The organism is Nonomuraea solani, assembly GCF_900108335.1.
Taxonomy (GTDB): domain Bacteria; phylum Actinomycetota; class Actinomycetes; order Streptosporangiales; family Streptosporangiaceae; genus Nonomuraea; species Nonomuraea solani.
In genome coordinates this window covers 457,940-478,363 of the sequence record NZ_FNVT01000004.1, presented here as the reverse complement: position 1 = coordinate 478,363, position 20,424 = coordinate 457,940, and the positions used below count along the sequence as shown (strand labels likewise).

Sequence of the window (20,424 nt, the reverse complement as noted above, 5' to 3'; positions counted from 1 at the left end):
AGCGACGTACAGGTGAGCGTCCCCGCCGTTGCCCCCGAGCGGCGGGGGCGTTCTTGTGTGCGGCAAGACGAAGGGCCGCCCTCCCCGCTCACAGGGAAGGGCGGCCCTTTCGCCGGAACGTCAGCCGCCGAGGCCGTCGTCGCCGAGCGGGTTCTCCTCCGTCGGCTCCTCCTCCGGGATTTCCGTCTGGTCGTCCGTCGGCTGCGAATCCGTCGGGACCTCGGTGGGCGGCGGCGCCGATTCCTCGGGGCCGGTGGACACCACGATCGAGATCGTCGTCTTCGGCAGGACCTTGGCGCCCTCACCCGGGTTCTGCTGGATGACCGTGCCCGCGACCTGCTCGTTGGCCTGCTCCGTGACACTGACCTGGAAGCCCGCGGCCTTGAGCTGGGCGGTCGCCTCCTCCTCGGTGAGCCCGATCACGCTGGGCACCTCACCCAGCTCCTTGGGCACGAAGATGGTGACCGTGCCGCCCTTCTCCAGCTCCTCGCCGGCCTTGGGCGAGGTGCTGATGACCGTGCCCTGCTTCCGGCTGGACGCCCTGGTCTTGACGCTGCCCAGCAGCCCCGCGTCCTTGAGCACCTGCATGGCCTCGGCCTGCGGCAGCCCGATGAGGCCGTCGGGCACCTTGACCTTCTCCTCGCCCTTGGAGACGAAGAGCTTGACCGTCGACTCCTTCGGCACCTTCGCGTTCTCGTCGGGCTCCGTCTTGATGACGGCGCCCTTCTCGACGTCGGAGCTGAACTCCTGCACGAGCTGGATCTTGAGCCCGAGCGCCTTGAGCTGGTCTTCGGCGGCGCCGCGCTGCTGCGAGGCGAGGGACGGGATGGTGACCGTCGTGTCGGCCGGGGTGTCCTTGCCACTGAACACCACGTAGCCGACCGTGATGAAGGCGCCGATGATGAGCAGCGGGATGATGATCCACAGCGCGGTCTTGACGGCGTTACCGCCGCCGCCCGACGCTCTGCGCCGCCCGCCGCGGCCGCCCTCGCCCTCGTATTCGTAAGGGGGGATCTGGCCGCGCTGCGTGGCCGGGCCCTGGGCCGCCTGGGTCGCCGTCATCATGCGGGTGCCCTGGGCGTAGTTTCCGCCGGAGATCGCCATCGTCTGGGCGTCGACCGGCATGCCGGACATCGCCCGCTGGATGTCGGCCCGCATCTCGCCCGCGTTCTGGTAGCGGTGGGCGGGGTCCTTGGCCATGGCCTTGAGCACGATGGCGTCGGCCCACTGCGGGATCTCGGGGTCGATCTGCGACGGCGGGATCGGCTCCTCGCGCACGTGCTGGTAGGCGATCGCGACGGGGGAGTCGCCGGTGAACGGCGGCTGGCCGGTCAGCAGCTCGTAGAGCACGCAGCCGGTGGAGTAGATGTCGCTGCGCGCGTCGACCCGCTCGCCCCGCGCCTGCTCGGGCGACAGGTATTGGGCGGTGCCTATCACCTGCGCCGTCTGCGTCATCGTGGCCGCGGAGTCGGCCATCGCGCGCGCGATGCCGAAGTCCATCACCTTGACGTCGCCCGCGCGCGTGATCATCACGTTGGCCGGCTTGATGTCGCGGTGCACGATGCCGCCGCGGTGGCTGTAGTCGAGCGCCCGGAGGATGCCGTCGACCAGCTCCGCGGCGCGCTCGGGCAGCAGCCGCCGGTCCTGGCGCAGCAGGTCGCGCAGCGTCCTGCCGTCGACGAACTCCATCACGATGTACGGCACAGGAGTGCCGTCGGTGACGTCTTCACCAGTGTCGTAGACCGCGACGACGGCCGGGTGGTTCAGCGAGGCCGCGGACTGCGCCTCACGGCGGAACCGGGCCTGGAAGGTGTGGTCGCGCGCCAGGTCGGCCCGGAGGGTCTTGATCGCGACTATGCGGTCCAGCCGGATGTCTCGGGCGCGATAGACCTCGGCCATGCCGCCGCGCCCGACGACACCGTCGAGCTCGTAACGACCTCCGAGTCGCCGAGGCTGAGTCATTTCCTGCACTGTCCCTTACCGTTCATCTTGGGTACCGGCATGCTCGGGGGGCCGCCGGTGTCCATCATCGACCCCATAGCGCATCACGTCTCCTCCTTGGGCGGGTTTGTATCACCCGGGTCCGGCGAGGCGGTGGGTGTCGGAGTGGTCGGTGTCATGGTGGGCGTTGGGGTCGGGGTGGGTGTAGGGGTCCGCGTGGTCCGGGTCGGTTTCGGTGTCGGCTTCTTGGTAGGAGTAGCCGACTTGCTTACCGTAGCCGACGGCGAGGGTATCGGCCTCTGCGACTTCACCGGAACCGCCGTGGGGCGGCGCGTGGGCGTCTTGGTCTTCTTCGGCCGGGGCCGCGACGGCGTCGCCGTCGCCGTCGCCGATGGTGCGGACGGTTCCGCCACGTCAGGCGTGTACGACTCGTTCTGCCGGCTGGCGAAAGTGACGGCCGCCAGCCCTACCGCCGCCACACAGCCGGCCGTGGCCACCAGGGCCAGCGTTCTGGCACCCTTGCGGCGCCGCCGGATCGGCGGGGCCGGCTCCTGGGGCGCGGTGGCCGGGTTGAGGTTGTCGGTCGCGAGCTCGTCCTCGGGGGACGGCTCGCGTACGCGGAAGCCACCGGGGTCGGTGAGCATGCTCAGCTCGGCGCCCCCGGCACCCTGCTCGGCGCCCATCAGCGACTCACGCAGCACGTAGGCCCGGTCGGCCACCTCCAGCGCCGTCGCCGGGCGCTGCGCCGGCTCCTTGGCCAGCAGCGACATGACCAGCTCCCGCACGACGGCCGGAACGTCCACGCCGAGCGGCGGCGGCTGCTCGTTGAGGTGCAGCAGCGCGATCGCCACCTGGCTGTCCGCGCGGAACGGCGTGCGCCCCGCCAGGCACTCGTATGCCACCACGCCCAGCGAGTAGAGGTCGGTCGAGGGCGTGAGCGGGAAACCCTGCGCCTGCTCCGGACTGACGTACTGGGCCGTGCCGAGCACGGTGCCGGTCTGCGTCACCGGCGCCGCCTCCAGGGCCCGCGCGATGCCGAAGTCGGTCACCTTGATGGTGCCCTCGGGCGTGACCAGCAGGTTGCCCGGCTTGATGTCGCGGTGGATGATCCCGGCGGAGTGGGCCGCGTGCAGCGCCTTGGCGGTCTGGTGCACCACGTCGAGCGCCACCTCGGGCCCCAGGGCGCCGTTACGCGCCAGGATGGCCGACAGCGGCTCGCCGTGCACCAGCTCCATCACGAGGAAGGCCAGCTCGCTCTGCTCGCCGTAGTCGAAGATCTGTGCCACCCCGGGGTCGGCCAGCGCCGCCGTGAGCCGGGCCTCGTTGCGGAAGCGCTCGCGGAACGTGGGGTCGGCGTAGATGTGGCTGCGCAAAATCTTGACCGCCACCTCGCGCCCGAGCAGCTCGTCGCGGGCACGCCACACCTCTCCCATACCGCCTGTGGCGATGCGGGAGAGCAGGAGATAGCGGTTACGGAGCCGCATGATCTAGCAGAGTACCGTCACTCACTCGTCCAGGACTCACTTGTCCAGCACCGCCTTCAGCACGGCCTGCGCGATCGGCGCGGCGGTGTGACCGCCGGTCGCCTCAGCGCCGACCTTGGCCGCGCCGGATTCGACGATGACCGCCAGGGCCACCTTCGGGTCGTCGGCCGGCGCGAAGGAGATGAACCACGCGTGCGGCGGCGCCCCGTCGGAGGTCTCCGCGGTGCCTGTCTTACCCGCTACTTGGACGCCCGGGACCTGCGCCAGGTTGGCCGTGCCGTTGCTCACGACGCTGACCATCATCTCGCGCAGCTTGGCCGCCGTCTCGGAGCTGACCGCGTCGGTCACCAGCTCGTCGGGGTCGGCCTCGTCGACCGCGTCGCCCTTGGCGTCAGTGATCTTCTTCACGAGGTACGGCTTCATCACCGTCCCGTCGTTGGCGATGCCCGCGGCGATCATGGCCATCTGCAGTGGCGTCATCCGGTTGCTGCGCTGCCCGATCGAGGCCATCGCCACGGCCGCCTGGTCTTCCTTGGGGCCGAAGTTGCTCTCCGCCACCGACATCGGCACGGCGACCGGCTTGCCCATGCCGAACTTCTCGGTCTGCTCCTTCATGGCTTCGTAGCCGAGGTCGAGGCCCATCTTGCCGAACGGCGTGTTGCAGGACTTCTCCAGCGCGAAGACCAGCGTGACCTGGCCGCTGCCGCAGGCCGAGCCACCGTAGTTGGGCAGGCTGATGTTCGTGTTGGGCAGCGGCAGCCGCTGCGGCGCCTCGATGGTGCTCTGCGGCCCGCGCGAGGGGTCTTCCTCCAGGTAGGCCGCCATCGTCACCACCTTGAAGGTGGAGCCCGGCGGGTAGGTCTGGGCGATGGTGCGGTTGAGCAGCGGCTGGTCCTTCTGCTTGGCCAGCTCGTCGTAACGCGAGAACACCTTGCCCTTGTCGGTGCCCGACAGCTCGGTCGGGTCGTACGTGGGCAGCGAGACCATCGCCAGGATGCCCCCGGTCTTCGGGTCGAGCGCCACCACGGCACCCCGCCTGCCGCTCTGCCGCAGCGCGTCGTAGGCCGCCTTCTGCGCCTTCGGGTCGATCGTGAGGTCGACGCTGGCGCCCCGGGTCGGCTCACCGGTGAACAGGTCGATGCTCCGGCGCAGCAGCAGGTCGGCGCTGGAGCCGTCGAGCAGCTTGTTCTCGCTCTGCTCGATCGCGCTCGCGCTCTCGGGCGAGAAGAAGCCGGTGACGTGCGCGTAGAGCTTGGCCTCCGGGTATTGCCTGATGAACTTGAACTTGTCACTGTCGGTCTCGACGGACTGGGCGATCACCTTGCCGCCGGCGGTGATCCGGCCGCGCTCGATGGCATAGCGCTCGTAGTAGTTGCGCGTGTTGCGAGGGTCGCCACGCAGCTTCTCGGCATTGACCGCCTGCAGGTAGTTCACGTTGAGCATCAGGAGCGCGAACATGGCCAGGCAGGCCACGGCCGCACGTTTCAGAGTGCTGTTCATCGCTGGAACACCTGGGTGAGTCCTTCGTTCTGGATTGCCTGGGGCGGGGGCCTGCGCGCCGCGTCTGACATGCGTACCAGGAGCGCGATAAGGATCCAGTTAGCCAGCAACGCCGAGCCACCCTGTGACATGAACGGGGTGACGAGGCCGGTCAGGGGGATGAGGTTCGTCACACCGCCGACGATGATGAACACCTGCCAGGCCAGGATGAACGACAGGCCGCCCGCCAGCAGCTTCGAGAACGGGTCGCGGGCCGCGAGCGAGGTGCGCAGGCCGCGCTGCACCAGCAGCGCGTAGAGCATGAGCAGGGCCATCAGGCCGGTCAGGCCCAGCTCCTCGCCGGTCGCGGCGAAGATGAAGTCGGAGAAGCTCAGCGGGATCAGCTCGGGGTGCCCCTGACCGAGCCCGGTGCCGAGAATGCCGCCCGCGCCGAACCCGAACAGCCCCTGCATGATCTGGAAGCTCTTGCTGCACATCGCGTCGCCCGGCGGGTCCGTCAGGCAGACGGGGGCGTTGCCGTAGTAGATCGGGTTGGTCGGGTCGAGCCAGGCGTCGAAGCGGGCGCCCACGTGGTCGAAGAGCTGCCCGGCCAGGAAGGCGCCGCCGACGAACAGCAGGATGCCGATCAAAACCCACGAAGTGCGCTGGGTGGCGATGTAGAGCATCGCGATGAACGTGCCGAACAGCAGCAGCGAGGTGCCCAGGTCCTTCTCGAAGACCAGGACCAGCAGGCTGAGCGCCCAGGTGGCGAGGACAGGCCCGAGGTCTCTGGCGCGCGGCAGGTCGATGAAGAGCAGCCGCCGCCCGGCCAGCGCCAGCACGTCGCGCTTGGCCACCAGGTAACCGGCGAAGAAGACCACCAGTGCCAGCTTGGCGAACTCGCCCGGCTGGATGGAGAACCCGCCGATCCTGATCCAGATCTTCGCGCCCTGCACCTCGCTGAGGCTGCCGGGCAGCACCGCGGGAATCGCCAGCAGGACCAGGCCGACGGCGCCCGCCGTGTAGGTCAGGCGCTGCAGCATGCGATGGTCGCGCACCACGATCAGCGTGATCGAGAACATGACGACCCCGAGCCCGGTCCACATGATCTGGCTGTTCGTCGAGGCGCCGCCCATGTCGGCGGCCTCGAGCCGGTAGATCATCACCAGGCCAAGGCCGTTGATCAGGGTCACCAGCGGCAGGATCAGCGGGTCGGCCCAGGGGGCGAACTTGGCCAGCACCAGATAGGCGGCCAGCATCAGACCGCCGAGCCCGAGCCCGTACGCCAGCATGCCGGCGGGAACCTGACCGTCGACGGCCAGGCCCACATTGGCGTACGCGCCCATGATGATCACCACCGCCAGGGCGAGCATGACCAACTGCGCCACACGCCGCTTGGCGGTCATCGGAACGGGGGTTACGGCGGCTTCGCTCATCTACTGCTGTTTCGTCTTGGTGGAGGAGGCGGACGCCGACGGGCTGGGAGACGCGGACGCCTCCGTGGGAGTCTCGCCGTCGTCCTTCGGGTCCTGCGAGAACGTCAAGCCGTTGATCTTGGTCACCCCTTCGGCGACGGTGGCCACGGGAATGCCGCTCTTGATCAGTGCCTGGTCCGCCTCGGACAGCTGGGCGAGCTGCCTGCCCGTGGGCTTGGAGACGTGGAAGAGCGGGAAGGGCCCCAGCTCCTTCTGAATCCCCTGGAACACGACCACTTCGCCGCCCCTGGCGCCGATGAAGAACTGTTCCTGAGTCCACTGGTATCCAAAGTAGCCGCCGGCGGCGATCACGCCGCCCACGCCCAGCACGGTGACCAGCACCGGCCACACGCGACGACGCTTGCCCGAGCGCCGGGACGCCTGGGCGACCGGCTCCTCGAACTCGTCATCGGTGAGCACCGGCTGCGGCGCGGTCACCGCGCCGGCTCGCCCCGGCGAGGTGTCCGTCGGATTCCCGTGCAGGCGGGTCATGCCCGCGGCGCCGACCACGGCGGCTTCCACGGGCACCTGCTGCCCATCGGTGATCTCCAGCACGTCGGCCAGCACGCAGGTGATGTTGTCGGGCCCGCCCCCTCTGTTCGCCAGATCGATGAGCTGGCGGACGACCTCTTCCGGGTCGTCGATGTTGGTGAGCGTGGCGTGCAGCGTCTCCGCGCTCACCACACCGGACAGGCCGTCCGAACACAGCAGATAGCGATCGCCCACCTGCGCCTCGCGGAGCGTGAGGTCGGGATCGACCTCGCCACTGCCGTCGAGCGCGCGCAGCAGGATCGATCGCTGCGGATGCGTGGCCGCCTCTTCCGGCGTGATGCGCCCGTCATCGACGAGCTGCTGCACCAGCGTGTGGTCATGCGTGATCTGGTAGAGCTCCCCGCGCCTGAGCAGGTAGGCGCGCGAGTCGCCCACGTGCACCAGGGCGACCTGGGTGCCGTGCCAGAGCATGGCCGTGAGAGTCGTGCCCATGCCTTTGAGGCTGGGATCCCGCCCCACCATCTCGTGCAGCTTGCGATTGGCGTCGCGTACCGCTGCCTCGATGGCGTTGAGCAGGTCGCCCCCCTGTTGGGCCTCTTCCAGAGAGGCCATGGCGGCGATGGCGACTGAACTCGCCACCTCGCCGTGTGCGTGCCCGCCCATGCCGTCGGCGACGGCGAGCAGGCGGCCGCTAGCGTACGCCGAGTCCTCGTTTCCTTCGCGGAGGAGGCCGACGTCCGAGCGGGCGGCGTAGCGGAGTGCGATGGTCATTTGCGCAATTCAATGACTGTCTTGCCGACGCGGATCGGAACTCCGAGCGGCACCGGGGTCGGGCGGGTGACTTTCGAGCGGTCGAGATACGTGCCGTTGGTGGACCCAAGATCTTCCACGATCCATTGACCGTCCTGAGGGAAGAGCCGGGCATGCCGGCTGGAAGCGTAGTCGTCGGTGACTACCAGCGTGGCGTCATTGGCCCGGCCAATCGTGATGGGCGTCTCCGTGAGGTTGATGGTGGTGCCTTGGAGAGGGCCACCGGTGACGATGAGCTGGCGTGGCTCGCCCTTTTTACTCTTGGGCTTGGCCACGGGTTTGGCGGGTTTCGCGGCCTTGAGTGCACCCGCGGTCGCCGTGCGTGAACCGAACAAGTCAGTCCGGATCACGCCGACTGCGGCAATGACGAAAAACCACAGCACCGCCAGGAAGGCTAGCCGGATCAGCAGCAGCGTGAGCTCGGACATGGACCGTCTGTTTACCTCTAATCGCGCCGGAAAACCAGAGTCGTGCGACCCAGCGTCACTCGCGTGCCGTTCTGGAGCTCGATCCTGCGTACCGGCTGGCCGTTGACGAAAGTACCGTTCGTTGATCCGAGATCGACCAGAGCCACCAGTTGGCCCTCGACGCGCAGCTCCGCATGATGCCGCGAAACTCCCGGATCGACGAGACGAAGATCGCAGTCGGTGCCCCTGCCGAGCAAGGTCACCGGAGTGGTGAGCTCGTAGGAGCGGTCGCCCTGCGGGTCGTCCTGAGTGGAGACGAGCAGCCGGGGCCGCCCGTTGAAAGCATGAGGCCTTGACGGAGGCAGGTCGCTCGCCGGCTGGCGGATCTCGTCCTGCTCGACCGTCGCGCCGCGAATGACGCCGGACCGGATGCGGAACAAGCCCACAGCCAGGTCACCGGCGGTCTCGAAGCGGACCCGGACCGGTCCCACGAAGGAGTAGCCCTGTTCCTTGGCGTACTCCCTGGCGAGGTTGGCCAGCTCGTGGCTGATGCTGTCCGCGTAGACCTCAAGCCGTTCGGCGTCGGTCGTGGACAACTCCACCACGAAGTCGTTCGGTACGAGCGTGCGACCTTGAGCGACGATCGCCGCACGCTCATCCATCTCACGCTGAACCGCGCTGGCGACCTCGACCGGCTGAAGGTCAGATTTGAACGCCCGCGCAAAGGCCCCCTCAACCAAGCCTTCGAGCCTTCGCTCGAAGCGCTGAAGGACTCCCACCGGGTACCTCCCTTCCTCCGTGCATATGATCGCGGCCCCCAGACGCTTCCGGCGCCCGGTTCCCGCTCGTTCCACGTCACGGCGTCCCTGGCGCTCGTCGGCTGTCGCGCCCAGCTCCTCCGCTCCCGTGTCTTATGCGATCGTATCCGGGTTCAGTACCAGTGGCTGTTCCGTGCTAATGTTCTTTCCGCACCCACAAGGGCGGGTGGCGGAACGGCAGACGCGCACGGTTCAGGTCCGTGTGTCCGAAAGGACGTGAGGGTTCAAATCCCTCCTCGCCCACTCGGTGACTGGGGATCCCTGGTCGCAAACCTTTCAGGTTTGCTCCCTCGGGTCCCCTCGTCATGTCTGCCCGGGGGATGACCCCCGGAACCCCCGGCGGTCTTGGTCGCCGGCGCTTCCCGGAGGGCTTTGCCCCCTCGACCCCCATCACAACCAGGCTCCTTGCTTCCGTCCTGCTGTGTTGCTGGTCTTTTCCTCTTTGGCAGACCCACATTGGCGAAGTCCTTGGCGGATCGCAAGAGGTCCTGTCTTTCTTTTTGGTCGCGGCTGTGGCCGCCTTCGGACTGTAGGCCCGGGTGGTTGCAAGGTCCTTTCTGGTGGCTTGCGGCCTCCCGGGCCTATGTGTTTTAGGTCACAATCATGCTGCTCTGGTGTCCAGTAGTTCGTTCAAGAGGTCGGTCAGGCTCACCATTCCTATGACCTTTCCCTCTTGATCTGTCACCAGGGACAGGTGTGATCTTGCTTCCTGGAGGGCTGTGACCGCTTCTGGGACCTGGGTCGTGCAGGCCAGTCTCGGCAGGGGTTTGGTGAGGTCTGCTGCCGTCATGGTGGGCTTCAGCAGCGCGTCTCTGGCGTGCAGGGCGCCTTCCACCGCGTCTTCCGCCTTCACCAGGAGTCTCAGGTGGCCGCTCTTCGCCGCGGCTTCCTTGATCTCTTCCGCGGTCGCCGTGGGCGGGACCGTGATCGCCTGGTCTATGGGGACCATCAGGCGTTCTATGCCTTGGCTGTTGAGTCTCAGGGCCCTCGTCAGGAGGTCGTGTTCCTCTCTGTCCAGCAAACCCATTCGGCCTGACTCGCCTACCAGGAGTGCCAGTTGGCGGGGGGTTCTGGTTGTCGCCAGCTCGTTCTTCGGCTGTACGCCGAAGAGGCGGAGGATCACGTTGGTCATGCCGTTGAGCGTGGAGAGCAGGGGGCGCATCAGCATCGTGAAGGCTCTGAACGGCAAGGTCAGGATCAGCGCGGCCCTCTCCGGGTGGGTCAGGGCCCAGGATTTGGGGGCCATTTCGCCCACGACCATGTGGAGGAAGGTCACCAACGCCAGGGCGAAGGTCAGTGCTATCGGGAGGCGTAGGGCCTCCGGGATGCCCACCGCTGCGAAGACCGGCTCCAGGTAGTGCTCGATCGCCGGCTCTGTTACCTGGCCCAGGCCTAGTGTGCAGAGGGTGATGCCCAGTTGGGCGCCGGCGAGCATGAGGGACAGCTGGCGGCTGCCTCCCACCGCTGACTTGGCTGCCAATCTGACCACTCTGTTGCCGTTCGACGCCATTTCTTCTAGGCGGTGTCTTCTTGAGGAGACGAAGGCGAACTCCGCCGCCACGAAGAGGGCGTTGAAGGCCAGGAGGGCCATGCTCAGAAGGATCATGGTCATCGGGTGGCCTCCGCGTGCTGGACCGGTGCCAGGCGGACCCACTCGGGGACGCGGCGGTTCAGTGACATGACCGTGAGTTCGGCCAGGTGCTCTCGCTCGTCGTAGGTGAACGGGTCGGAGTCCGGGGTCGTCCTGACCGTCACCGTGTCGCCGGGGTTGGGCATTCTGCCGAGCTCGGCGAGTACCAGGCCCGCGAGGGTGTCGTAGTCGTCGCTCTCCGGGAGTGAGACACCGGTCGCGCGCTCGACCTCGTCCAGCCTGAGGCGGCCGGGGACCTCCCAGACGCCGCCGGGCTGCTCGACGGCGCCGGCGGGCTCGGGGTCGTTCTCGTCGACCAGTTCGCCGACCAGCTCCTCGGCCAGGTCTTCGACCGTGATGACGCCGGCCAGGCCGCCGTACTCGTCGATGACGCAGGCGATGTCGTCCTTGGCGACGCGCATCCGGTCCAGGACGGCCGGCACCGGCACCGAGTCAGGCACCAGCAGGGCGGGGCGGGTGATCTCCGCGATGGAGCCCTCCTCCTTGCCGGAGGAGAGCAGCTCGCGTACGCCCGTCACTCCTGTCACGTCGCCCTCGTCGCTGAGGACCGGATAGCGGGAATGCCCGCACTGGCGCATGACCTCGAGCAGGTCTGAGATGGGCTGTGCGGCCCGCAGGGTGACCACGCGGGGGCGGGGGACCATGATCTCCTCCGCCGTGCGGTCGCCGAACTCCAGGGCCCGTTCGAGCAGCTCCGACAGTCTCGGCGGCAGCTCGCCCGCCCGGGTCGACTCCGCGATGATGCGGGAGAGCTCCTCGGGGGTCGCGCCGTGTTCCACCTCCTCCACGGGCTCGATGCCGACGCGCCTGAGCAGCCCCGTGGCGGCCGAGTCGAACAGCCGCACGACCGGGCCGACGACCGCCAGATAGACCAGCGTCGAGCCGGCCAGGAACTTGGCCACCGGCTCGGGCTTGGCGATGCCCAGGTTCTTCGGGGCCAGCTCGCCGAGCACCATCTGCACGACGGTGGCCACGAACACGCCGATGGCCACGGAGACACCCGTCACCATGGCGGCCGACAGGCCCTGCTCGGTGAGCCAGGGGCGGACCAGCGCGGCGATCGCGGGCTCTGCCAGAAATCCGACCAGCAGTGCCGTCACCGTGATGCCGAGCTGAGCGCCGGAGAGCATGAAGGACAGGCGCGAGGTGACTTTGAGCGCCTTCTCGGCGGCCGCGTCACCCGCGGCGGCCTGCTCGCGCAGAAGAGCGCGGTCGGCGGCGACAAAGGCGAATTCCTGGGCGACGAAGTAGCCGGTCGCCGCAGTAAGGAGGATGAGGGCCAGTAGCCCGAGATAAGCACTCACCGCAGTGAGCCTTCAGAGGAACCCGTGCCATAGCACGGGCGAAGACTCCACGGGTCCGGAGCGGACACGATCTTCCCTTCGATAGAGGTCGTCCATAACCGTAACGACGCTGGTGGCATCAATGTTTCCGCAGTGACTCTCCGCTGGTTCCGAGTACTTTTCCGTGGGAAAACCTTGGAGGATCGTCTTCACTGCCATGGGGTTCGACGTAGCGTCTATGACAACCGAAGGGAAGAAGGCGAAGTGTCTGAGGACGACCGGACGCGGGCGATGCGCTCACCAGGCGATGGCCGACCGCTGCCACCGCGGCCAGGTGACGGCCAGCGCTCTGGCGGAGCACCTGCTCACCGGGTCCCGGCAGGAGGGCCGGGTGCGCCGACGCACAAGCTTCCCGCCGCCTCCCAGGTTCCCGAGCCGCCACCGAGCGTGACTTCAGGGAGCGAGCCGCCGAGGTCGAGTTCGCGGGTCTATGGCCGGGAACGATCCGGTAACAGCCCCGTCAAGCCAATGCGGGCGCGGCGCGAGCCGTCCGACAAGCCGCCCAGAGGGCCGCGCAGGCTGCCTTCGTGGAAGACGATCTCAGTGATCGTCGCCGGCGTGCTGGTGGCCCTGCTGGTGGCCGCCGTGGGCATGTTCTTCTGGATCGACTCGCGGCTGTCGGGCATCGACGGCGTGCTGGACGACTACGAGGGCCGTGTCGCCGACACTCCGGGCACCAACTGGCTGCTCGTCGGCTCGGACAGCCGCGAGGGCCTGACCGCCGCCGAGCGCAAGAAGCTGGCGACGGGTAAGGCGGTCGGGCGGCGTACGGACTCGATGATGCTGCTGCACCTGCCGGACGGTGGCGACAAGCCGACCCTGGTGAGCCTGCCGCGCGACTCCGCGGTCACGATTCCGGGCAAGGGGCGCGACAAGCTCAACTCCGCGTACGCGATCGGCGGCGGCAAACTGCTGGTCCAGACCGTGGAGACGGTCACCGGGGTACACATCGACAACTACATGGAGATCGGCTTCGCCGGCTTCGTGGACATCGTGGACGCCGTCGGCGGGGTCGAGATCAACGTACGGGCGGCCGTCAACGACCCCAAGGCCGGCCTCAAGCTGAAGAAGGGCACCCAGGTGCTCACCGGTTCCCAGGCCCTGGGCTACGTGCGCACCCGCAAGGGCGGCGCGCTGCCCGACTTCGAGCGGACCAAGCGGCAGCGGCAGTTCCTGGGCGCGGTCGTGAAGAAGGCCGCGAGCCCCGGGGTGCTGATCAACCCGTTCACCTCGATCCCGCTGGCGATGAGCGCCACGGACGCGGTCCAGGTCGACTCGGGCACCGGGGTGTTCAACATGTTGTCGCTGGGGCTGGCCATGGGCGACAGCCCGGTGACGACGGTGGTGCCGTTCGGCGGTAACGAGGTCATCCCGGGTGGCGGAACGGCGGTCAAGTGGGATCGGGCGAAGGCGCTGGTGCTGTTCAACGCGCTGAAGGAGGACAAGCCGGTGCCGAAGGAGATCCTCGACGCCAACTGACACAGGTTGACTTCCTCGGGCGGGCGCCCTGCCGGGTGCCCGCCCTCCTTTTCAGCTGATCGCGACCACGGTGACCGTGGTGGTGATGACCACTCCCGCGTTGATGGCGGCGATGGTCTTGGCGACCGCTTCGGCGGCCCAGGCGCCCTCGGTGATCTCCTTGACGCGCTCCTTGCTCGCGTTGGGGAAGATCTTGCGGGTGAGGCCGACGACCTTCGTGATGGCGATCAGGACGCCTGTGCGGGGGTCGGGCTCCGCGCCCGCCAGGACGGCGGAGATCCGCTCCCTGATGTCGGCCTCCACGCCGGGCTGCGCCTCAGGCCAGCGCCTGGTGGGGAAGATGCCGAGCACCTTGCCGCGCTCCTCGGTGAGCACGCCCGCGTCCGCGAGCCGTTCGAGCAGGCGGTGGCGCAGCTTGTGCGACTGCAGCCGCTGGACCCACCAGGAGGGGGTCCTGTCCTTGCCGTCGGCCACGATGCGCGCCAGCGTGGCGTCCAGCTCGGCGTCGCCCAGCGGGGTCGGATCCTTGACCGTGAGCTTCTTCTCGGTCAGCTCCACCCGGCCGTTGACGGCCAGCTCGGCCAGGATCGCACCGGCCAGCGCCGGGTCGAGCTGGATGGAGTTGATCAGTTGCCGGCCCTCCTTCTCGTTGTGGGCGAGGAGGAGGAGCTCTTCGGCGATCGTCACACGCATACTTCGACACTAACCTCCCAGCCATGACCATTGCCGAAAAGTTGCACGCGATCGGCCGTCCGCTGCTCAAGGCCCAGCTTGAGCACCCCACGGTCGCCGGGATCGGGCGCGGGGATCTGCCGGAGCCGGTGTTCAGGTCGTGGCTGGAGCAGGACTACCTGTTCCTGCTGGACTATGTACGGGTGTTCGCGCGGCTGGGCTGGCAGGCGCCGGACGCGCACCTGGGCGACCTGGTGGACCTGGCGCACACCACCTTTCACGACGAGCTGAGCCTTCATCGGTCGATGTCGGCCGAGTTCGGGGCCGATCTGGAGGGGGCTGTGAAGGGGCCGGCGTGTGCGGCGTACACGGCCTTCCTGCTGGAGTCGGCGGCGTCGTATGGGGAAGGGTTGGCAGCGCTTTATCCGTGTATGTGGGGATATTCGAACCTCGGGCGGATATTGGCGGAGAATCCGCCCGCTGAGCCGAGATATCGGGCTTGGGTGGACACGTACGCGGATCCGGGGTTCGCGGCGCTCACCGTGCGCATCGGGCAGATGATCGACGAGGCCGCGCCCGACCCCGCGCGGGCCGAGGCGCTGTTCGCCGAGGGCATGGCCCATGAGCTGGCCTTCTGGGACGTGCCGTAGCTCGGTTTCCCCAGGCTGTGGACAGTCGGTGGCGCGCCGTACGCTGAGGGCATGCCGGAACTTCCCGAAGTGGAGTCGCTCACCCACTTCCTGCGCGAGCGGGCGGTGGGCCGTACGGTCCTGGGCGTCGACGTGGTCGGCTTCCAGGCGCTCAAGACCTTCGATCCGCCGGTCACCTCGCTCGGCGGCCTGACGATCACCGGGGTGACGAGGCACGGCAAGTTCCTCGACCTCGACTGCGACGGCCTGCACCTGGTCATCCACCTGGCTCGCGCGGGGTGGCTGCGCTGGCGCGACGACCTTTCTGGGGCCAAGCCCGTGCGGCCCGGCAAGGGGCCTCTCGCGGTGCGCGTCCGGCTGGCGCCCGACGATGAGGGGCTGGCGCCCGGGTTCGAGCTGACGGAGGCGGGGACGCAGAAGCGGCTGGCCGTCTATGTCACGAAAAATCCGGACGATGTCCCCGGCGTCGCCGCCCTCGGCCCCGACCCCCTCCACGAGTCCTTCACCGTCGCCGCCCTCAAGCGCATCGTGGGCGGCAACCGCACCCAGATCAAGGGGCTCCTGCGCGACCAGAAGGTCATCGCGGGCATCGGGAACGCCTACTCGGACGAGGTGCTGCACGCGGCCAAGATGTCCCCGTTCAAGATCGCGGCCACGCTCACCGACGCGCAGATCGCCGACCTGCACGAGGCCATCGTGACGACGCTGGCCGACGCGGTCGAGCGCGCCCATGGGCTGGCGGCCAAGGACCTCAAGGCGGAGAAGAAGTCGGGGCTGCGCGTGCACAACCGGGCGGGGCAGCCCTGCGACGTTTGCGGCGACACGATCAGGGAGGTGTCGTTCGCCGACTCGTCGTTGCAGTACTGCCCCACTTGCCAGACCGGCGGCAAACCGCTGGCCGATCGGCGGATGTCCAAGCTGCTGAAGTAGCCCTTCTTTTCCGCTCGTCACCCTGACTTCCCTTCCCGTCCTCTCCCACCGCACTTCGGCGGGGTCCTTTCGAAGAAGGGTGAGGGAGGGGCGGAGGCGATGGTGCTCGGCGCGACTGACGCTCGGCTCATGGTGCGCAGGTGGCGGAGTGCAGGGGCTTGGCGGTGCGCGGTTGCCGGAGCGCCCGGCGCGGGTGCGCAGGTGGCGGAGGGCGATCTGTGGTGCTCGGCCGCTGGCGTGCCCCGGGGTGGTGGTCCTCGGGCGCTCCAGGGCCGAGGCCGGTGGTGGTCAGGCGTTGAGGGGGACTCGGTCCTCAGACGGCTGGGTGGTTGCGCGGGTGCGTAGGAGGCCCGTGATGGAGATGATCGCCGCCAGGAGCGTTGCCGCGACGGGGACCGCCAGGGCCGTGCGCATGGCTTCGAGGCCCGCCGCGGCGCCTGTCGCGGTGCCCAGGGCGGCCACGTTCACGGCGGTCACCATTGACAGGCCCAGGGCCGCGCCGAACTGGAATGAGGAGTTGATGAGGCCGCCGGCCAAACCCTGTTCGTGTTCGGCGATCCCGTCCGTGGCGACGATCGTGAGCGGGCCGTAGACGAAGGCGAACATCAGGCCGATCAGCAGCATCGACGGCAGCATGGCCGCGTACGCCCAGTCCAGGCCCACCCCCAGGAACAGCGCGTACGCCAGCAGACCTGACAGCAGCCCCCCGAGCACCACCTTGGCGTTGCCGAATCGGTTGACCAGCCACGGCGTGAGAGTGGGGGCGAGCACCACGTCGGCGGCGGCCGCGAGCAGGGCGAGGCCCGTCTGGATGGTGGACCAGCCGCGCAGCTCCTGCAGGTAGAGCGTGATCAGGAACTGGAAGCCGAAGAACGAGGCCGTGAGCAGGGCGGCCATCAGGTTCGCCCGGACGAGTGGAGCCGACCTGAAGAGCCCGAGGCGGACCAGGGGGCTGGCGGAGCGGCGTTCGATGGCCACGAAGACGGCCACCAGCGCCAGGCCGCCGGCGAAGGCCGCGACGGTCAGGGGCCAGCCGTCGGCCGGGTGCTCCAGGCGTACCACGCCATAGGCCAGCAGCATCATCGCGCCCGTGATGCTCAAGGCGCCCGCCACGTCGAAGCCCTGGACGGGAGGACGGCCGCCGGCCGGCTCCTTGAGCAGGGGGATCGCGGCGAGCAGGATGACCAGCGACAGCAGGACAGGCGCGAAGAAGACCCAGCGCCAGCCGAAGCCGGTCAGCAGGCCGCCGATCACCAGCCCGAGCGCGAACCCGCCCGCCGCCGTGCCGGCGTAGATGAGCAGGGCGCGGTTGCGCTGTCGGCCCTCGGGAAAGGTCGTGGTGATCAGCGACAGGCCGGCCGGTGTCATGAACGCGGCGGCCACCCCGGTGACGAACCTGGCCAGCAGCAACATCCAGCCCTCGGTGGCGAAGCCGCCCAGCCCGGAGAAGGCCAGGAACACCACCAGCCAGAACAGGAACATCCGCCGCCGCCCCAGCAGATCGGCCGCCCGGCCGCCGAGCAGCATGAAACCGCCGTAGCCGAGCACGTACGCGCTCACGACCCCGCTCAGCATGCCCGTGGACAGCCCCAGGTCGGCCCGGATCGACGGGAGGGCGACGTTGAGCATGGCGACGTCGATGCCCTCAAGAAAGATGGCGCCACAAAGAACGATCAGTACGCCCCAGGAACGGGCGGGGACAGACACAACAAACCCCCGGTTACTTCTTGGCATGTCGGTTATCTCTTGTAACCATCCACATCATTGGCCATCATGAAATGTCATGGAAGACGGCACTTCTAAATCACTCGGTTACTGCGAAGGCACCGTGGACGACGACTACGACGTACGGCAGTGGGACGTCAGGGAAGACTGCGAGGTCCGCCAGATCCTCGACCGCGTCGCGGACAAGTGGTCGCTGCTGGTCATCGCCCTGCTCGACTGCCAGAGCCTGCGCTTCACCCAGCTCCGCCGCGAGATCGACGGCGTCAGCCAGCGCATGCTCAGCGTGACCCTGCGCCAGTTGGAGCGCGACGGCCTGGTCAGCCGCACGGTCCACGCCGTCGTGCCGCCGCGCGTGGACTACGCGCTGACGCCGCTCGGCCGCACGCTCCACGAGACCATCAAGAGCCTGGTCACATGGACCGAGCAGCACCAGCAGGAGATCGCCGCCGCGCGTGCCGCGTACGACGCGAGGCGCGAGATGATGGAGTCATGACCGTTCCTGAGATCGAGGCCGGCGCCGTCCCCGCCGACGCCTACCTGCTCGACGTCCGCGAGCAGGACGAGTGGCTGGCCGGCCACGCTCCCGACGCCGTGCACATCCCCATGACCCAGATCCAGGGCCGGGTGGAGGAGGTGCCGAGCGACCAGCGGATCTACGTCGTCTGCCGGGTGGGCGGCCGGTCCTTGCAGGTCGCGGCCTGGCTCAACCAGCTCGGGCGCGACGCGGTCAACGTCAGCGGCGGCATGCAGTCATGGGAATACGCGCGCCGGCCGATGGTCAGCGAGAGCGGGCAGCCGCCCTTCGTGGCCTGACGGTCGCCCTTCGTGGCCGGCCCCTGTGGCGGATTTTCCGGCATTGGGGCATGATGAGGGCGCCAACTACAGATCGTCGCGGGAGCTCGGGGTGCCGGGCTGAGAGGGCAGCTACTGATCCGCTGCCGACCGCCTGAACCTGTCCGGGTAATGCCGGCGTAGGGAGTGTGCGATGTCGCATGCCGTCGACGAAGTTCCGCTGACTCTCGAAGGCAGGCCACCGAAGACCCTGGGCGTGCTCGACCAGGGCGCGCTCTGGGCCAACCTCGGTGTCAGCCTCCTGGGCTTCTCCGGGGCGTTGTTCCTGCTCAACCCGCTCGGCAACGCCCCGCTCAGCCTGGTCGCCGCGCTGGTGGCGACCGTGGTGGGCAGCCTGATCGGCACGGCGATGGTGGGCCTGTCGGCCATTCCCGGCACGCAGACGGGGCAGCCCGCGATGGTGCTGCTCCGGGGGCTGTTCGGGGCCAGGATGTCGTACGTGCCCACGGCGCTGAACATCGTGCAGATGCTCGGCTGGGGCGCGTTCGAGCTCTGGGTGATCGCCAAGGCCGCGACCGCGATCTTCGGCGACGTGCCGTACCAGGTGTGGGTGGTCGCGGCGGGGCTGCTCACCACCGCGCTCACGATCTGGCCGCTCGGCTCGGTCCGGATCCTGCGCCGCTACGTCACCATCGGCGTCATCATCTCCATGATCTGGTTCACCTGGTTCCTGGTGTCCGAGGCCCCCGCGCACACGGGCGGGTCGTGGACCGCGTTCGCCCCGGCCGTCGACTACGTGATCGCGCTGTCGGTGTCGTGGGTGCCGGTGGCGGCCGACTTCGCCCGGCACTCCAGGTCGAGCAGGGCCGCGTTCACCGGCGTGGTCGGCGGCTACACGCTGGCGCAGGTGGCCTGCCTGGGGCTGGGCGTGTACGCGGTGGCGATCGCCGGCGCGGCCGCCGTGACCGCCGACTCCACGGCGGTGTTCGGCCCGTTCGTGGCGGTGCCGCTGGGCGCGCTGTTCTTCGGCATCCTGGCGCTGCGCGAGACCGACCAGTCCTTCGCCAACGTCTACTCCACCACGGTCTCGCTGCAGAACCTGATGCCCCGGGTGGACCGGCGGATCTTCTCGGTCGCCATCGGCGTGCTGACCATCGCGATCGCCCTCGTCGTGGATGTCACCTCGTACGGCGCGTTCCTGGGCGTGATCGGGGCCGTGTTCGTGCCGATGTTCGCGGTGCTGGCCGTGGACTATTTCGTGTTCGGCGGCTCGCGTAACTGGAACACCGCCGAGGACGCGCCCTCGCGCTGGTCGATGCTGCTGCCGTGGGCGCTCGGCTTCGCCGCCTACTGGCTGACCACCTCCACGCCCACCGTCGCGGCGTGGGACGGCTACTGGGCGTCGGTGCGCGAGCTGATCGGCTTCACCCGGCAGCCGTGGATGAACGGCGCGCTGGGCGCGGCGGTGGTGGCGGCCCTCGTGACGATGGCCGTCGGCCTGCTCCGAAGCCGCCAAAACCGCCAGAACCAGGACTCAGCGGCTCGCTGAGGCGCGGCGGTCCGTTTTCAGCCCTCAGCGTGCCGCTGAAGCGCTGAGCGTGTCGCTGAGGCCCTTAGCGTGCCGCTGAGGCGCGGCGTTCGACGTTGAGGAGGTGCTGCTTGGCGGCGGCGCCGCCCGCGTAGTCGCCGAGCTGGCCGTCCTCGCGCACCACCCGGTGGCAGGGCACGATCACGCAGAGCGGGTTGGAGGCCAGCGCGTTGCCGATCGCCCGCAGCGCGCGCGGCCTGCCGATGCTCTCGCCGATCTGCTCCAGCGACGTGGTGGTGCCGTAGGGGACCGCCATGGTCTTCTGCAGCACCGTCCGCGCGAAGGAGGTCGCCAGCACCAGGTCGACCGGCGTGGCGAAGGCGCGCAGCCGGCCGGAGAAGTAGGCGTCGAGCTCTCTGCGCACCGGGTCGAGCCGGCCGGGGTCGGGCCCGATGTATCGGCCCACATGCCGGTTGATCAGCTCGAACACGTCGTTCTCGGCCTCGAAACTGCAGGCGGCCACACCCTTGCCGGTCACGGCGAGCACCAGCCGGCCAACGGCACCGTCGTACGTGCCGAAGGCGATGTCCGGCGACGTATCACCCCGGTACGTGCTGGAGGTCACCCGCAGCAGGGCATCGAGATCGTTGCTCGACATCCCCTCACCCCTCCCACCCGTCAGGAATCACCGTGCCCGCAGCGTATCGGACAGATCTCCCGACGCACCCACCGCGCCACGTGCACTATG

At 68.6% G+C, this 20,424-nt stretch carries 18 protein-coding genes, 1 tRNA gene and 1 riboswitch; of the genes, 7 read left to right on the top strand and 12 right to left on the bottom strand.

Annotated elements, in window-relative coordinates; translation table 11 throughout:
- Positions 1 to 120: 120 nt before the first annotated feature.
- The 7 genes from pknB to C4V41_RS17805 form a co-directional block, all read right to left on the bottom strand.
- Positions 121 to 1,962, bottom strand: coding sequence for a Stk1 family PASTA domain-containing Ser/Thr kinase (pknB, locus tag C4V41_RS17835; protein ID WP_103956997.1), 1,842 nt, complete (start codon positions 1,960 to 1,962; stop codon positions 121 to 123).
- 83 nt (positions 1,963 to 2,045) lie between these two features.
- Positions 2,046 to 3,425 (bottom strand): serine/threonine-protein kinase, encoded by a 1,380-nt coding sequence (locus C4V41_RS17830; RefSeq protein WP_103956996.1) that lies wholly within the window; start codon positions 3,423 to 3,425, stop codon positions 2,046 to 2,048.
- A gap of 36 nt (positions 3,426 to 3,461) precedes the next feature.
- Entirely contained in the window at positions 3,462 to 4,925 is a 1,464-nt protein-coding gene (locus C4V41_RS17825) for a peptidoglycan D,D-transpeptidase FtsI family protein (protein ID WP_103956995.1), read from the bottom strand.
- Positions 4,922 to 6,340 (bottom strand): FtsW/RodA/SpoVE family cell cycle protein, encoded by a 1,419-nt coding sequence (locus C4V41_RS17820; RefSeq protein WP_200824047.1) that lies wholly within the window; start codon positions 6,338 to 6,340, stop codon positions 4,922 to 4,924. Before C4V41_RS17820 ends, C4V41_RS17825 begins: the two co-directional genes overlap by 4 nt.
- Positions 6,341 to 7,642 carry a Stp1/IreP family PP2C-type Ser/Thr phosphatase gene (locus C4V41_RS17815; RefSeq protein WP_103956993.1) on the bottom strand — a complete coding sequence of 434 codons (1,302 nt, stop codon included), beginning with the start codon at positions 7,640 to 7,642 and terminating at the stop codon, positions 6,341 to 6,343.
- On the bottom strand, positions 7,639 to 8,109 hold the full coding sequence (locus tag C4V41_RS17810) for an FHA domain-containing protein FhaB/FipA (protein ID WP_103956992.1): 471 nt from the start codon (positions 8,107 to 8,109) through the stop codon (positions 7,639 to 7,641). Before C4V41_RS17810 ends, C4V41_RS17815 begins: the two co-directional genes overlap by 4 nt.
- 17 nt (positions 8,110 to 8,126) lie before the next feature.
- Positions 8,127 to 8,867, bottom strand: a complete 741-nt coding sequence (locus C4V41_RS17805) for an FhaA domain-containing protein (RefSeq protein ID WP_103956991.1) — start codon at positions 8,865 to 8,867, stop codon at positions 8,127 to 8,129.
- Positions 8,868 to 9,066: 199 nt separating this feature from the next.
- Here C4V41_RS17805 and C4V41_RS17800 point away from each other — a divergent pair.
- Positions 9,067 to 9,149: transfer RNA gene (locus C4V41_RS17800), tRNA-Leu, on the top strand.
- A gap of 358 nt (positions 9,150 to 9,507) precedes the next feature.
- Here C4V41_RS17800 and C4V41_RS17795 read toward each other — a convergent pair.
- Together C4V41_RS17795 and C4V41_RS17790 are read right to left on the bottom strand one after the other, a co-directional pair.
- A complete protein-coding gene (locus C4V41_RS17795; protein WP_103956990.1) occupies positions 9,508 to 10,518 on the bottom strand; it encodes a hemolysin family protein in 1,011 nt (336 codons plus the stop codon).
- Positions 10,515 to 11,861: a hemolysin family protein gene (locus C4V41_RS17790; RefSeq protein WP_103956989.1), complete on the bottom strand. Its 1,347-nt coding sequence runs from the start codon at positions 11,859 to 11,861 to the stop codon at positions 10,515 to 10,517. The genes C4V41_RS17795 and C4V41_RS17790 overlap by 4 nt, the downstream gene beginning before the upstream one ends.
- A gap of 507 nt (positions 11,862 to 12,368) precedes the next feature.
- On the opposite strand from C4V41_RS17790, the gene C4V41_RS17785 reads away from it, so the two are divergent.
- Positions 12,369 to 13,379: an LCP family protein gene (locus C4V41_RS17785; RefSeq protein WP_235030196.1), complete on the top strand. Its 1,011-nt coding sequence runs from the start codon at positions 12,369 to 12,371 to the stop codon at positions 13,377 to 13,379.
- Between the two features lie 51 nt (positions 13,380 to 13,430).
- On the opposite strand, the gene C4V41_RS17780 is transcribed toward C4V41_RS17785, so the two are convergent.
- Entirely contained in the window at positions 13,431 to 14,072 is a 642-nt protein-coding gene (locus C4V41_RS17780) for a GOLPH3/VPS74 family protein (protein ID WP_103956988.1), read from the bottom strand.
- A 23-nt stretch (positions 14,073 to 14,095) separates the two neighbouring features.
- Here C4V41_RS17780 and C4V41_RS17775 point away from each other — a divergent pair, with 23 nt between their 5' ends.
- Both C4V41_RS17775 and C4V41_RS17770 read left to right on the top strand, forming a co-directional pair.
- Complete coding sequence (locus C4V41_RS17775; protein ID WP_103956987.1) at positions 14,096 to 14,701, top strand: TenA family protein; 606 nt, start codon at positions 14,096 to 14,098, stop codon at positions 14,699 to 14,701.
- A gap of 51 nt (positions 14,702 to 14,752) precedes the next feature.
- Complete coding sequence (locus tag C4V41_RS17770) at positions 14,753 to 15,631, top strand: Fpg/Nei family DNA glycosylase (RefSeq protein ID WP_103956986.1); 879 nt, start codon at positions 14,753 to 14,755, stop codon at positions 15,629 to 15,631.
- A gap of 288 nt (positions 15,632 to 15,919) precedes the next feature.
- On the opposite strand, the gene C4V41_RS17765 is transcribed toward C4V41_RS17770, so the two are convergent.
- Complete coding sequence (locus C4V41_RS17765) at positions 15,920 to 17,365, bottom strand: MFS transporter (RefSeq protein ID WP_103956985.1); 1,446 nt, start codon at positions 17,363 to 17,365, stop codon at positions 15,920 to 15,922.
- A gap of 49 nt (positions 17,366 to 17,414) precedes the next feature.
- On the opposite strand from C4V41_RS17765, the gene C4V41_RS17760 reads away from it, so the two are divergent.
- From C4V41_RS17760 to C4V41_RS17750, 3 genes are all read left to right on the top strand, one after another.
- Positions 17,415 to 17,849 (top strand): winged helix-turn-helix transcriptional regulator, encoded by a 435-nt coding sequence (locus C4V41_RS17760; protein ID WP_103956984.1) that lies wholly within the window; start codon positions 17,415 to 17,417, stop codon positions 17,847 to 17,849.
- Positions 17,846 to 18,169, top strand: coding sequence for a rhodanese-like domain-containing protein (locus C4V41_RS17755; protein WP_103956983.1), 324 nt, complete (start codon positions 17,846 to 17,848; stop codon positions 18,167 to 18,169). Before C4V41_RS17760 ends, C4V41_RS17755 begins: the two co-directional genes overlap by 4 nt.
- Positions 18,170 to 18,237: 68 nt before the next feature.
- Positions 18,238 to 18,351, top strand: a riboswitch (TPP riboswitch).
- On the top strand, positions 18,342 to 19,697 hold the full coding sequence (locus C4V41_RS17750) for a purine-cytosine permease family protein (protein WP_103956982.1): 1,356 nt from the start codon (positions 18,342 to 18,344) through the stop codon (positions 19,695 to 19,697). (Overlaps the previous riboswitch by 10 nt.)
- A 64-nt stretch (positions 19,698 to 19,761) precedes the next feature.
- Here the strand turns inward: C4V41_RS17750 and C4V41_RS17745 are convergent, their stop codons facing one another.
- Positions 19,762 to 20,334 (bottom strand): methylated-DNA--[protein]-cysteine S-methyltransferase, encoded by a 573-nt coding sequence (locus C4V41_RS17745; protein ID WP_103956981.1) that lies wholly within the window; start codon positions 20,332 to 20,334, stop codon positions 19,762 to 19,764.
- Positions 20,335 to 20,424 lie beyond the last annotated feature (90 nt).

Coding starts and splice junctions, on each gene's coding strand:
- C4V41_RS17750 (WP_103956982.1), top strand. CDS start 18,342: ATGTCGCATGCCGTCGACGAAGTTCCGCTGACTCTCGAAGGCAGGCCA.
- C4V41_RS17755 (WP_103956983.1), top strand. CDS start 17,846: ATGACCGTTCCTGAGATCGAGGCCGGCGCCGTCCCCGCCGACGCCTAC.
- C4V41_RS17770 (WP_103956986.1), top strand. CDS start 14,753: ATGCCGGAACTTCCCGAAGTGGAGTCGCTCACCCACTTCCTGCGCGAG.
- C4V41_RS17820 (WP_200824047.1), bottom strand. CDS start 6,340: ATGAGCGAAGCCGCCGTAACCCCCGTTCCGATGACCGCCAAGCGGCGT.
- C4V41_RS17745 (WP_103956981.1), bottom strand. CDS start 20,334: ATGTCGAGCAACGATCTCGATGCCCTGCTGCGGGTGACCTCCAGCACG.
- C4V41_RS17760 (WP_103956984.1), top strand. CDS start 17,415: ATGGAAGACGGCACTTCTAAATCACTCGGTTACTGCGAAGGCACCGTG.
- C4V41_RS17765 (WP_103956985.1), bottom strand. CDS start 17,365: ATGCCAAGAAGTAACCGGGGGTTTGTTGTGTCTGTCCCCGCCCGTTCC.
- C4V41_RS17830 (WP_103956996.1), bottom strand. CDS start 3,425: ATGCGGCTCCGTAACCGCTATCTCCTGCTCTCCCGCATCGCCACAGGC.
- pknB (WP_103956997.1), bottom strand. CDS start 1,962: ATGACTCAGCCTCGGCGACTCGGAGGTCGTTACGAGCTCGACGGTGTC.
- C4V41_RS17810 (WP_103956992.1), bottom strand. CDS start 8,109: ATGTCCGAGCTCACGCTGCTGCTGATCCGGCTAGCCTTCCTGGCGGTG.
- C4V41_RS17785 (WP_235030196.1), top strand. CDS start 12,369: ATGCGGGCGCGGCGCGAGCCGTCCGACAAGCCGCCCAGAGGGCCGCGC.
- C4V41_RS17775 (WP_103956987.1), top strand. CDS start 14,096: ATGACCATTGCCGAAAAGTTGCACGCGATCGGCCGTCCGCTGCTCAAG.
- C4V41_RS17795 (WP_103956990.1), bottom strand. CDS start 10,518: ATGACCATGATCCTTCTGAGCATGGCCCTCCTGGCCTTCAACGCCCTC.
- C4V41_RS17825 (WP_103956995.1), bottom strand. CDS start 4,925: ATGAACAGCACTCTGAAACGTGCGGCCGTGGCCTGCCTGGCCATGTTC.
- C4V41_RS17780 (WP_103956988.1), bottom strand. CDS start 14,072: ATGCGTGTGACGATCGCCGAAGAGCTCCTCCTCCTCGCCCACAACGAG.
- C4V41_RS17815 (WP_103956993.1), bottom strand. CDS start 7,642: ATGACCATCGCACTCCGCTACGCCGCCCGCTCGGACGTCGGCCTCCTC.